The sequence below is a fragment of the Cohnella sp. genome (genome assembly GCF_041641335.1).
Taxonomy (GTDB): domain Bacteria; phylum Bacillota; class Bacilli; order Paenibacillales; family Paenibacillaceae; genus Cohnella.
Genome location: NZ_JBEPYQ010000010.1, coordinates 61,142 through 73,224, shown reverse-complemented (window position 1 = coordinate 73,224; position 12,083 = coordinate 61,142). Strand labels below are relative to the sequence as shown.

General features: G+C 57.6%; 8 protein-coding genes and 1 pseudogene. 5 read left to right on the top strand and 4 right to left on the bottom strand.

The features are described from left to right. Window positions 1–13: 13 nt before the first annotated feature. From ACESLM_RS05050 to ACESLM_RS05040, 3 genes and pseudogenes are all read right to left on the bottom strand, one after another. Window positions 14–88, bottom strand: a pseudogene (locus tag ACESLM_RS05050) (DNA-binding response regulator); the annotation flags it as partial. Between the two features lie 115 nt (window positions 89–203). Continuing rightward, window positions 204–749, bottom strand: coding sequence for a methylated-DNA--[protein]-cysteine S-methyltransferase (locus tag ACESLM_RS05045; protein WP_372630287.1), 546 nt, complete (start codon window positions 747–749; stop codon window positions 204–206). Next, window positions 742–1,317, bottom strand: coding sequence for a bifunctional transcriptional activator/DNA repair enzyme AdaA (locus ACESLM_RS05040; protein ID WP_372630286.1), 576 nt, complete (start codon window positions 1,315–1,317; stop codon window positions 742–744). Before ACESLM_RS05040 ends, ACESLM_RS05045 begins: the two co-directional genes overlap by 8 nt. Before the next feature lie 200 nt (window positions 1,318–1,517). On the opposite strand from ACESLM_RS05040, the gene ACESLM_RS05035 reads away from it, so the two are divergent. The 3 genes from ACESLM_RS05035 (at window position 1,518) to ACESLM_RS05025 (ending at window position 5,876) form a co-directional block, all read left to right on the top strand. Continuing rightward, complete coding sequence (locus ACESLM_RS05035) at window positions 1,518–2,912, top strand: MATE family efflux transporter (RefSeq protein ID WP_372630285.1); 1,395 nt, start codon at window positions 1,518–1,520, stop codon at window positions 2,910–2,912. A gap of 116 nt (window positions 2,913–3,028) precedes the next feature. Beyond that, window positions 3,029–4,132, top strand: coding sequence for a DUF4261 domain-containing protein (locus tag ACESLM_RS05030; RefSeq protein ID WP_372630284.1), 1,104 nt, complete (start codon window positions 3,029–3,031; stop codon window positions 4,130–4,132). An 865-nt stretch (window positions 4,133–4,997) separates the two neighbouring features. Then, a complete protein-coding gene (locus ACESLM_RS05025) occupies window positions 4,998–5,876 on the top strand; it encodes an AraC family transcriptional regulator (protein WP_372630283.1) in 879 nt (292 codons plus the stop codon). Between the two features lie 22 nt (window positions 5,877–5,898). On the opposite strand, the gene ACESLM_RS05020 is transcribed toward ACESLM_RS05025, so the two are convergent. After that, a complete protein-coding gene (locus ACESLM_RS05020) occupies window positions 5,899–8,013 on the bottom strand; it encodes an alpha-galactosidase (RefSeq protein WP_372630282.1) in 2,115 nt (704 codons plus the stop codon). 437 nt (window positions 8,014–8,450) lie between these two features. On the opposite strand from ACESLM_RS05020, the gene ACESLM_RS05015 reads away from it, so the two are divergent. Both ACESLM_RS05015 and ACESLM_RS05010 read left to right on the top strand, forming a co-directional pair. Then, window positions 8,451–10,226 (top strand): ABC transporter ATP-binding protein, encoded by a 1,776-nt coding sequence (locus ACESLM_RS05015; protein WP_372630281.1) that lies wholly within the window; start codon window positions 8,451–8,453, stop codon window positions 10,224–10,226. Further along, window positions 10,213–11,988, top strand: coding sequence for an ABC transporter ATP-binding protein (locus ACESLM_RS05010; protein ID WP_372630280.1), 1,776 nt, complete (start codon window positions 10,213–10,215; stop codon window positions 11,986–11,988). Before ACESLM_RS05015 ends, ACESLM_RS05010 begins: the two co-directional genes overlap by 14 nt. The last annotated feature ends 95 nt before the right edge of the window (window positions 11,989–12,083 follow it).

The following is a 12,083-nucleotide window of genomic DNA, read 5'->3' as shown; positions in this document are numbered from 1 at the left end:
CTTCGAAGGTCTCATCGTCCGCCCCGAAGCCGAGCCCGAGCACCTTATCCGTGTCGCTGCCCCTGGCGCTCAGAATCAGAATCGGCGTAACGCACGTCTCCCGAATCTGTCGACGCTCCCCACCCGCGAGCTCCATGGCTCCGTTCGTCAATCTAGTATGGAGTACATTATACCATAATCAGGAAGAGAGGCGGCGCGATCCGCTAGAAACGGAAGCGGTCGTGTCCGGCCGCCGACATCGAGGTCACGCCCTCCAGAGCCAAAATATCGCGCTTCATCTGCAATCCGCCCCTGAAGCCCGTCAGCGTGCCGTTCGAGCCGACAACCCGGTGGCACGGAAGCACGACCGGCAGGGGGTTGCGCCCGATCGCCGTGCCGACCGCCCGCACCGCCGCCGAGGACTTGCCGAGCGCATCGGAGAACTGCTTGTAGGTCAGCGTCTTGCCGTATGGAATTTGGCTTAAGCCCGTCCATACGCTTGTCTGGAATAGCGTCCCCCGCACGTCGAGCGGGATGCCTTCGAAGCTGACGGGCTCCCCCGCGAAATACCGCTCCAGCCGTTCGACAATGCCGAATTGCTCGAACAGGCCGGGCGCTTCGGCAAGCTGCGCGTAATCTTCCGTGAATCCGGCCTGGGCCGCGACCTCCGGAGGATAGATCAGCTCGCTGACGCCCCGCTCGGTCGCAACAAGCGTCCAGGGCCGGTTAAAGCCGACGATCGTCTGTCTGTATCTTTTATTTTCACCCATCGTTGTTTCCTCCTCTATGTCCGCTGCGGTATTCCGTTGGCAAGACGCCCGTTCTCTTGCAAAACCACGCCGTGAAATGCGGGGGACTGGCGTACCCGACCGATTCGCCGATGTCCGCGACGGAGGCCGAGGAGTCCCGCAGCAGCTTCTTCGCCTGCTCCAGCCTTACGCGCTCCGTCTTCTCTTGGGGAGAGTAGCCTCTCACCTGCTTGTACACCCGCTGCAGATGATAAGGGCTGATCGCCAGCGAGTCGGCCAATACTTGCAAAGTCAGCTTCTCGCGGTAGCGCTGCCCGATGATCGCATCCGTCTGCTCCGCCAGCACCGCATCCGGCCGAAGCGGCCCGTTCTCCTCGGGCTTGCACCGCTTGCACGGCCGATAACCGGCGCGAACGGCCGCCTCGAGAGAGGGATAAAACGTCACGTTGACGGCGAGCGGGGTTTTGGCCCGGCAAGTCGGACGGCATACGATCTTCGTCGACCTGACCGCAGTATAATAAATTCCTTCATAGGTCGTCTCGCGATTCACTACGGCTTCGTACACGCGATCGAACAATTGCCGCTCCATTCTATCGCCTCGCTTTCCTCTTTAGTATAAGGCAAACCGCCGTCCCATAGTATGGTGCGGCAATAGGAGCGCAACATTTCGACAGCGTTCGGATACCGGGTCGGCCGCCTTCGCCGCGCCATATTTTTTACAGATCCCGAGCATTGGAGTAGAATACAGGTATTCATACAAGTCATAACAAGAAAAGCAGTGATGGCACATTGAAGCGCACCGCATCGGCCCTGAGAGGACGAGCCGACTTCTGGCTGAACAAGCATTTTACCGGCAAGTCGATGGATTACAAGCAAGTGTTCGGCATTACTCTGCCGATCTTCGTCGATACTTCGTTCATCGTTCTGATGGCCATCTTGAATACAGCGATGATCAGTTCCTCGGGCGTCGCCGCGATCAGCGCCGTCAGCACGGTGGATACGCTCAACATTTTCATCATTAGCGTATTTATCGCCGTGGCGACCGGGGGAACGGTCATCGTCGCGCAATACAAGGGCAGCGGCAACCGCGACATGGTGTGCCGCGCGGCAGCCCAAGCGATCTCCGCGGTCACGGCCTTCGCCTTGCTGATCAGCGTCGCCGTCATCCTCTTTCACAAGCAGACGCTGGGCCTGCTGTTCGGCGGCGTGGACGAGGACGTGTTCCATAAGGCGACGATCTTCTTGGTGGGAAGCTGTATTTCGTTTCCGTTTCTGGCCGTGCAGCAAGCCGTGGGAGGCGTGCTCCGAGGAGTCGGAGAGACAAAAGCGAGTCTGGTCATCTCGGTGATCATGAACCTCGCTTATTTTCTGCTGAACTTCGTGCTGATCAAAGGCTTCGACATGGGCGTCGTCGGCCTCTCCGTCTCTTTAATCGCGGCCCGGGCGATCGGCGCGGCCGCTTCGTTCGTCTACCTGCTCAAATACAATCACACTTTGCATTTTACGATGAAGCGGCTGTTCAAGCTGGATGTCGGCATTCTGAAAAAAATACTATTCATCGGGCTGCCGTTCGCGGCCGAGCAGATGTTCTTCAACGGCGGCAAGCTGCTGACGCAGACGTTCATCGTCCAGCTCGGCACGCTGGCGCTGACCGCCAACGCCATCGCGGGCTCGATCTCCATGCTCCTGCAGATCGGCGGCAGCACGCTCAGCGTCGCGATCGTCACCGTCGTCGGGCAGTGCATCGGGAGCAGGGACATCGAGGACGCCCGGAAGTTCATCAAGTCGTTCCTGGGCTTCTCCGTCGTTCTCTTTCTGCTGCTCACCGGCATCATTTTGCCTTTGTTCCCGTTGCTGATGAATTTGTACGCCGCGCCGGATGAAATCGTGCCCTCGATCTTCCATCTGGTGTTGCTGATCTCGATCGCGCAGCCGCTCATGTGGGCGCTGAGCTTCGTGCTGCCTTCCGCCCTGCGCGCGGCCGGGGATTCGAAGTTTACGTCGTTCTCCTCGCTGCTGACGATGTGGCTGTTCCGGATCATCCTGGGCTATATTTTGGGCATTACCTTCGGCATGGGGATTCTCGGCATCTGGATCGCCATGGTCGCCGAATGGGGCGTGCGCGGCGTCATCTTCGGCTTGCGGTTCAAGGGGGACAAGTGGTATAAGCATAAGCTGGTGTAGCCGAAACGTTCGTCCTGCCTGGCGGATGGTTCCTTCGATTCATTGATTTCCTGCCGATCGATTGGTAGAATATCCCTTTACAGGCTTTGATTTCTCATGGTCGAGGAGAGGAAAAAATGACGGTTCAGCGGCAAGCGGCTATGGAGTCGATGATTGCCTGGCTATCCGACGAACGCGAGCTCGGACAGAAGCCCAGCAAAATCGAGATGGCCGGCCAGTTCGATCTGCACGACATGCGCTATTATATGTTTAAGTACAAAGAGAGCCTGTTCGGCAAATGGCTCCTAGGCGTCTGCGGAGGTTATGAGCATCCGGCGGATACCGAGCATTGCGGACACGTGTTCAGCGAGATGCAGCCTTACGATCCGGCCACGGCGGAACGGGACGCTGTCGCAATGGTCGAGGCGATCCGCGAATATTGGATGAAGCAGGCGGCGGAGCTTTCGTCCTCGCAAGCGGAGGAGAACGACTCGCGTTCATCCGGCGTGTTCAACGGATTCGTTCTGCTGAACAGCCGCGAGTGCGATCTGGAGTTGATCAAGTCTAATCTGTTGAACGATTGGAACATTTCCGGTTCGCCGGAAGAGAATGAGGAAGAAACGGAAGGCACGCTCGTGTTCGAAGCGGGAGGCTGCATGCTGGCGGTCAGCTTCGTCGACGCCCCGGTTCCGGACGGGGAAGCCGAGCGAAACGCCCAGTTCATCTATATGTGGCGGGAAGCGGAGGAGGTCGCCAAGACGCACGTGGCCCAGATCATTCTGGCCGTCTTCGACCGGTCCGGCTCTCCGCTTGACAGCGGCAAAATGTACGCCAAGCTGGCGACGAGCTGCTTAAAGCTGCCCAATGCGGTCGGCATCTACACGTCCGGCACCATCTTTCAGCCCGAGCTGTTCGTCGAGATGGCCGTAACGGCGCTGAGAGACGACGACTTTCCCCTGTTGAACCTGGTGCACTTCGGACTCGTGGCGGGGGAGTCCGGCATCAGCGGATACACCTGCGGACTGAACGCTTTCGGCAAGGATGAGATTGAAGTGCTGGACAGCCAAGCGAGTCCCGCCGAGCTGCGCGACTTCCTCATCGACATTTCGGATTATATCGTCGTACAGGACGTCACGCTTCGCGACGGGGAGACGATCGGTTTCTCGGCGGAACAGAAGCTCCCGATCACCCGATCGGAAGGCGTATACGTCGGAGGAGACAGCCTCAAGATCGGATTTTAAGCGGAAGGGACTGCTCTGTAAGTATACAGAGGCGTACCGAACGTTTATCGATGGATGAATGTTCATGGGCATCTATCTCCCTCCGATGCTATACGATCCTGAAATGGGAACGGTAAACCCGTGAATAGGTGATTTCAGGACCGTATGAGGCAGTCTCCAGGAGATAGATGCCCTTCTTTTTTCATCGATAATCTTGTACGCCCTTACTTATAGGGCAGTCCCTTGCTATGGAAAGCAAGGGGGAAGCGACCCGCATATCCGAGATTCCTCCAGACCCATACCGGGGCGTATAACCTCTGAATATAGATGAACCATTCTCCGCTATCTTTGGCCTCGCCGAGCTTTTCCATTTGCCGATCCAGCTTATCCGCTTCGTAAATAGTTAATTCCTGCAAAGTGTGCAGCACTCCGGGATCGAAGCTCTTGCAATAATGAATTCAGCCAATTGCGCCCACATCACGTTTCTCTCCCATTCTTCACGAAAGTCGCTATGAGGACATATTCGCTAATTCTCCAGTATCCCCCTCCTTTCGACTGAACGATGCTCGAACGATTGGGCAGTTATGATAAAATACCTCAAGAACATTGAAATTCTTCGCAAAGCGAGTTGTTCTAAAAAGTCGTGTAACGTCTCCCCCATGGTGCTCAAACGAGAGGCGTTGTTCTAAAAAAACGCGCATCGGCACTCCAGACTAGGCCCTGTCGAAGGCTGTATGCCAATTAAGCAGTGTTAGTTTTTTTACCGAAACCGGGCAAGATTCCGCCCGCGCTCACCATTGACAATCCGTGTGCAATGATGGACGATATGAGGAAATGAACGATCCGCGGACAAGTCCGAAAAAAGGATTGGAGGAAAGACGAAGCGATGGATAGACGAACCGGGGATCAAGAGAGATTGCTTGTGCTGCCCGTCCCTATGATGGACGAATACGCCTCCCATCCGCTCGTTCGGCCGCTGCACATTACGGACATCGGCTGGTTCCCGAAAGCGCGCAACCATTACTGGAGAAGGACGGAAGGCATCGAAGCCTACGTGATCATGTATTGCACGGAAGGTTCCGGATGGGTCAGACTGGACGGCGAGCGACGGCACGAGGTCCGCAAGGGAGAGCTTACGGTCATCCCTGCAGGCGCTCCCCACGAGTACGGCTCCTCGGAAGAGTCTCCCTGGACGATCTACTGGTTTCATATGAAGGGGGAGCTCGCCTCCTCCTTCTTCGGCCTGGAACGCAGCGCCGAGCCCTTCCCTGTTCCGGTGGAGCGCTCGGCCGCGATCATCGGCTTGTTCAACGAATGCTACGAGTTTCTGAGCCAGGGCCATTCGCTGGAGCACGTCATTTACGCCTCGCAGCTCGCCGGCCATCTGGCCGCCATTATCCGTCTGGCTTACGCCGGAAGGCAGGAGACGCCGAATCCGCGCAGACAGCCCAACATCGAGCAGGCGCTGAGGTATATGACGGAGCATCTGGAGGACAACGTCTCGCTGGCCGAACTCGCGGCGCAGGCGGCGCTGTCGATCCCTCATTTCACCCAATTGTTCAAAAAGAGAACCGGCTATTCGCCGATCGATTATTATTTGCGATTAAAAATCCAGTCGGCCAGCCAGTACCTCGCCCTGACCGATCAGAGCGTAAAGGCGGTCAGCCTGCGGACCGGCTTCCAGGACCCCTACTACTTCTCTCGCCTATTTAAAAAGATAATGGGGAAGTCCCCCTCCGCGTACCGAAGCGCGCATCAGGATTAACTCCCCCCTGCCGGAACGGACGTTACCGCCGTTCCCGAATAGGGTACATCAAGCTGTCGAAGTCGCCGCGCAGCGGCAGCTCCACGCCGATCCGCATGAGCGCCCGGCCGCTGTGCCCGCCAGCGACGCCTTCGATCTCGTAGACGGCGTCGGGCTTCAGCCCTTGCAGACACAGCCGCGGCAGTCGGTCGCCGAGCTTCTGCGAGTACAGGAAGGCGAACAACACGCTCTCCTCGCTTTTCCCGCCGACATATTGCACCGCGTCCACTCCCTTATGCTTCAGCGCATCCAAACGGTACTGCCGGCCGCCCTGCACGAGCGGGCGAACCGCCTTATACTGCGCCACCAGGCCGGCTGCTTCCGCAATCTGCTCTTCGCTCCATTCATTCAGGTTCGCGCCAATGCCGAGCGTGCCCGTCATCGCGCTGTGGAACCGATACGACAGCGACGTCACCCGCTTGTTCATCCCGCTTACCGCCTCGGTCACCCAGCAAGTCATCAGCTTCGGCGCATAAACGTAGGAGAAGCCTTCCTGAATGCTGAGCCGATCGAAGGCGTCGGTATTGTCGCTCGGCCACGCCTGGTCGGCGTAGCGCAGCATGCCTAGGTCGATGCGCGAGCCGCCGCCCGCGCATGTCTCGAACGCGACGTTCGGGAACTTCCCGCGCAGCTCCGCCCAAATTTCGTATAGGCTGCGCACATGGCGAATCCATAGCTCCTTCTGCCGGTTGAGCGGATGATCCTGCATGCCCGGCTCGGTGATCGTCCGGTTCATGTCCCATTTTACGAAAGAAATGTCATTCCCGCCGAGCAGCTTGGACATAAAACCGACGATGTAACGCTTCACCTCGGGCTTCGAGATGTTGAGCACCAGTTGGTTGCGCAGCTCGGTCCGCGAACGCGTCGGGAAGTGGTACACCCAGTCCGGGTGGCTGCGGTACAAGTCGCTGTCGGGGTTGACGGCCTCCGGCTCGACCCAGATGCCGAAGTCCATGCCCAGCTCGCGCACCTTGCCGATCAGCTCGCCAAGCCCGCTTGGGAACTTGTCCGGATTGACGTGCCAGTCGCCCAGACCCGCGCGGTCGTGATTGCGCTGGCCGAACCAGCCGTCGTCGATGACGAACAGCTCCACGCCAAGCTTCGCCGCGCGCTCCGCCAAAGCCGTCTGGTCCTTGACGTTGACGTCGAAGTAGGTCGCCTCCCACGAATTGTACAGCACCTTGCGCCATTCCCCGGAAGGCGATACGTAATCGTACTGATACCGATGCAGCTGGCGGCTCATCGAGCCGAAGCCCGCCGAGGAATACCCGCCGACGAAAGTCGGCGTCTCGAAGCTCTCGCCGGCGGCCAGCGTCCACTCGCTGTCGAAATCGTTGATGCCGCCCGTTACCCGCACGCGATTAAATGCCGTCTTCTCCGCGGCGATCTTCCAGTTGCCGCTCCAGCCGAGCGCGCCGAACCAGACTTTGCCGGCCGCTTCGCTCGCGCTTCCGTCGTCGATCGCGAACCACGGATTGGCATGTCCGTCGGTAAACCCTCTCCGCGATTCCAACACCTTCTTGCCTTCCGAGAGAATCGTGTTCCGCAGTTGAAACTCTCCGGACCATTTGCCCGTCACATGCGTCAGCCGGTAAGCGGGAAGCTCGGGCAGCGACCAGGCGGCCGACTGCGCGCTCTCCAGCACGATGTCGCGGTCGCCGGTATTGACGAGGACGACCGAGCGCTCGATCAGGTCGAGGCCGGGCAGAACGGAATAAGTCAGACGCGCTTCGAGCGGATACGATTCGTCCTTCAGCACGATCGTCAGCGTTTCTTTGCCGTTCGCCTCCGCATCGATGCGATAGTAGTCGTAGACTAGGCGCAAGTCGCGCACGCCGTCGTGCCATCGCACTTTAAGCGAAGGCTCCATATACGATAGCCCGCCCCAGCCGGCGTACTCCTCGACCTCGCGATCCAGAGCGGCGTCGAACGAGCTGTGGGAACCGGAGCCGAGCAGCGGAGCGCAATCGGCCGCCGCGACCGGGTCTCCCCAGTACAGATGCTGGATCGTGCCTTTGTCGTTCAGGCCGAACACGTAAGAGCTGCTTGCCGTGGCAATCGAGAACAGCCGTTGATCCGAATAAAATTGTATGCTCATAAGCTCACCTCGTTTTCTCATGCGCTTATCGTACGGAATATCGCCGCCCGAGGCCATTGACGATCTCATGATAATCATGGACGATATGATGATTCCGCGTCGCCTACGAGAACTTGTGCCATTTCTACCCCCTGTTCAAGGACGCTTACGGCGTCGCTCCGGGGCGAATCCGCAGCGCCGATCCATTTTGAGCGAGGTTGAGCAAATGGAAGCACGGACGAAACGAATCGAGAGAAACTAAGATTGCGTCGTTGCCCGGACTCGTCTTCGTTCAATTTGCCCTTGTATCCGCTTTTCTCCCGTTTTATCCCCGATAGCTTTCTTGCCAAGCGTGATATAATCTCCATAGTTTGCTTAAATCGGGAGGGAGCCCTTCCTCGGCTCTCCGACACCTTGAGATGCGAACTCCCCTACAACCTACAAGAGCCGGTGATGGAATGTTTCAGCTTAAATGGCTATGGCACAACTTGAAAGGAGATCGGGTACGCTACGTTCTCGCCCTATTGCTCTCGGTCGTCGGCTCCTCGCTCACGATCGTGAACCCGTACATCGGCCAGCTCATCGTCGATACGTTCATCACAGGGGCAGATGCGGCGCAGAAACTGACGGACGAGCGGGCGCTGCTCATCGGGCTGTGTTTTGGCATGATCGGCTTTTCCCTGCTGCGTACGGGCATGGCTTATTTCACGACTCTGATGTACGAGCGCGCTTCGCAGAACATGCTCTACCGCATCCGAATTTACCTGTACAACAAAATTCAAGGCCAGGACATGCACTATTACGACCGCCATCGCACAGGCGACCTCATGACCAGAATGACGGGCGACCTCGATATGGTTCGGCATACGGTGGCCTGGATTTTCAAAACGATCATCGAATCGTTAACGGTGTTTATCGCTGCGGTCGCCTATTTCTTCTATATCGATGCGGCGCTGACCTGGTGGCTGCTGCTGCTGTCCCCGCCCATTTTTATCGTCACTTTTTTATTCGCCAGACGCGTTCGCCCTATGTACACCGATCTCAGGGAGCGTCTGTCGCAGTTGAATACGACCACTCAGGAGAACATTGCGGGCAATCGCGTCGTTAAGGCGTTCGCCAGAGAAGAGTACGAGGTCGAGAAATTCAACGAAAAAAACGTCAACTACGCCAAAGCGAACAAAGCCGCAGCCCTGGTGTGGCTCGATTATTTTCCGTATTTGGAAACGTTGGCCCAAGGCTTCACCGTCATTCTAATGATCGTCGGAGGACTGTTCGTCATGGACGGACGCATCACCTTCGGGGAGTTCTCCGCCTTCTCCGCGCTGATCTGGGGGCTGTCCAACCCGATGCGCAACATCGGCATCATCATTAACGATATTCAGCGCTTCTTCGCCAGCCTGAACAAAATCGTCGAGGTGTACTACGCCCAGCCGAAAATCGTCAACGAGCACAAGGGCGGCGTAAAGCGGCGCTACAAGGGCCGAATTCAATTCGACCAAGTGAGCTTTAAGTACGACAATGCGATAGTGTTGGAGAATATCAGCTTCACGGTCGAGCCTGGGGAGACGATCGCCATTATGGGCGCCACGGGTTCGGGAAAAACGACGCTGATCAGCCTGATCCCCCGCTTCTACGACGTCGCGAAGGGACGCGTTCTGGTCGACGGGACCGATGTGCGCGAGCTGGAGCTGGATGAGCTGCGCGGCAACATCGGCGTAGCGACGCAGGATGTTCTGCTGTTCTCCGACACGATCGACGGCAATATCGCCTTCGGCAATCCGGACATGCCGGAGGAGGATGTGGAGAAGTTCGCCCGGCTGGCCGCCGCGCACGACTTCATCCGCAAAATGCCGGAAGGCTACAATACGATCGTCGGAGAACGCGGCGTCGGCCTGTCGGGCGGACAGAAGCAGCGTATCGCTCTGGCGCGAGCGATGGCTGTGCAGCCGCCGATTCTCATTCTCGACGATACGACTTCGGCGGTGGATCTGGAGACGGAAGAGCATATTCAGAAGAGCTTGCGCGAGCTGGACTATTCCTGCACGAAAATCATCATCGCGCAGCGGGTATCCACGACGGCGCAGGCCGACCGCATCCTCATTCTGGATAACGGACGCGTAATCGAAGAAGGAACCCACGCGGAGCTGCTTGCCAAGCGGGGCTATTATTACGAAGTATTCATGCTGCAGAACGAAGGCATCGGAAGGCAGGCGACAGCGAATGGCCAGAAATAAATTCGACATCGACGAAGAGCTGGAATCGCCGTTTAATATTCGGCATTTCCGACGCGCGCTCGTCTATATTAAGCGGCAGAAGAATCCGATGATCGTCGCTTTCGTCATGAGCGCGCTGTCGGCCGGCATCGGGCTCTCCGCGCCGCTCATTATTCAGCATGTCGTCGACGTTACGATTCCCGCCAAGGACAAGACGGGACTGGTCGGCTGGTCGTTGCTTGTTCTCGCCACCATTGTCGTCAGCGTCATTTTCGCCACTATCCGTTCGCGCATCATGACGCGCGTCGGCCAGGACATCATTTTCGAGATTCGCCACGATCTGTTTAAACACTTGCAGAAGCTGCCGTTCCAATATTACGACGATCGGCCGCAGGGCAAAATTCTCATCCGCGTCGTCAACTACGTCAATTCCGTGTCGGATGTGCTGTCCAACGGGATCATTAACTTTATACTCGAAATTATGAACCTGCTGTTTATCGCCGCCTTCATGTTTGCGGTGGATGCACGGCTTTCGCTGATCATTCTCGGCGGACTGCCGATTTTCCTCGCCATTATCATGCTCATCAAGACCAAGCAGCGCCGGGCCTGGCAGGCGATATCCAACAAAAGCTCCAACCTGAACGCTTATACGCAGGAGAGCATCAGCGGCATTCGCGTCACGCAAATTTTCACCCGCGAGGAGCGCAACGAAGGCCTATTCACTCGCTTGTCCGGCAATGCCCGCCAAGCGTGGATGAAGGCGATGTATTTGAACTTCCTCGTGCCGTTCACAGTAGACAACCTGACGACGATCGTCACGACTGCGCTTTTCTTCGTCGGGCTGCTGTGGATGGGACCGGCCGAGGTGACCTTCGGCGTCATTCTCGCCATGAGCGGCTATGCGGCGCGCTTCTGGCAGCCGATTCTCAACCTGTCGAACCTGTACAACAGCTTCATCAACGCCGTCGCCTATCTGGAGCGTATTTTCGAGACGCTTGACGAGCCGGTTACCGTAACCGACGTTCCCGATGCGCGCAAGCTGCCGACGCTGCAAGGCCGGGTCACGTTTGACGACGTTACGTTCGCTTATGAACCGGGATACAACATTTTGGAACATCTGAGCTTCGATATTAAGCCCGGCGAGAGCGTGGCCCTTGTCGGCCCGACGGGTGCGGGCAAGACGACGGTCGTCAACCTGATCTCCCGCTTCTATAATGTAACGGGGGGCCGGATTCTCGTCGACGGTCAAGATATCGCGGATGCGACGCTGCAGTCGCTGCGCAGTCAGATGGGTATCATGCTGCAGGACAGCTTTATTTTCTCTGGTACGATTATGGACAATATCCGTTACGGCAAGCTTGACGCTACCGAGGAGGAAGTGATCGCCGCCGCCAAAACGGTGCGCGCCGACGATTTTATTCGCGAGTTCGAGCGGGGCTACTTGACGGAAGTCAACGAACGAGGCTCGAAGCTGTCCCAGGGGCAGCGCCAGCTGATCTCGTTCGCCAGAACGCTGCTCGCCAATCCGCGCATTCTCATCCTGGACGAGGCGACTTCGTCCATCGATGCCCGGACGGAGCGTCTGCTTCAGCAAGGGTTGAACGAGCTGCTCAAAGGAAGAACGTCGTTCATCATCGCGCACCGTCTCTCCACCGTCAAAAACTGCGACCGCATTATGTACATCTCCGACAAAGGCGTTGCCGAGTCCGGTTCGCACGACGAGCTGCTCGCCTTGCGGGGCCGTTACTACAAGCTGTACAGCGCTCAGAAGATGGAGGCTTAAGCTCGATCATCCGGAGGAACGCCGTTAATAAGGCCGGGGCACAGCTCCTGCCGGAAAAAAAGATCGCCCCCTATCCGGCCTTAGAAGGCGGACGG

What these genes read in the sequence shown, in the direction of transcription:
- ACESLM_RS05030 (WP_372630284.1), top strand. Translation starts at nt 3,029, where the DNA reads ATGACGGTTCAGCGGCAAGCGGCTATGGAGTCGATGATTGCCTGGCTA.
- ACESLM_RS05045 (WP_372630287.1), bottom strand. Translation starts at nt 749, where the DNA reads ATGGGTGAAAATAAAAGATACAGACAGACGATCGTCGGCTTTAACCGG.
- ACESLM_RS05025 (WP_372630283.1), top strand. Translation starts at nt 4,998, where the DNA reads ATGGATAGACGAACCGGGGATCAAGAGAGATTGCTTGTGCTGCCCGTC.
- ACESLM_RS05010 (WP_372630280.1), top strand. Translation starts at nt 10,213, where the DNA reads ATGGCCAGAAATAAATTCGACATCGACGAAGAGCTGGAATCGCCGTTT.
- ACESLM_RS05015 (WP_372630281.1), top strand. Translation starts at nt 8,451, where the DNA reads ATGTTTCAGCTTAAATGGCTATGGCACAACTTGAAAGGAGATCGGGTA.
- ACESLM_RS05040 (WP_372630286.1), bottom strand. Translation starts at nt 1,317, where the DNA reads ATGGAGCGGCAATTGTTCGATCGCGTGTACGAAGCCGTAGTGAATCGC.
- ACESLM_RS05020 (WP_372630282.1), bottom strand. Translation starts at nt 8,013, where the DNA reads ATGAGCATACAATTTTATTCGGATCAACGGCTGTTCTCGATTGCCACG.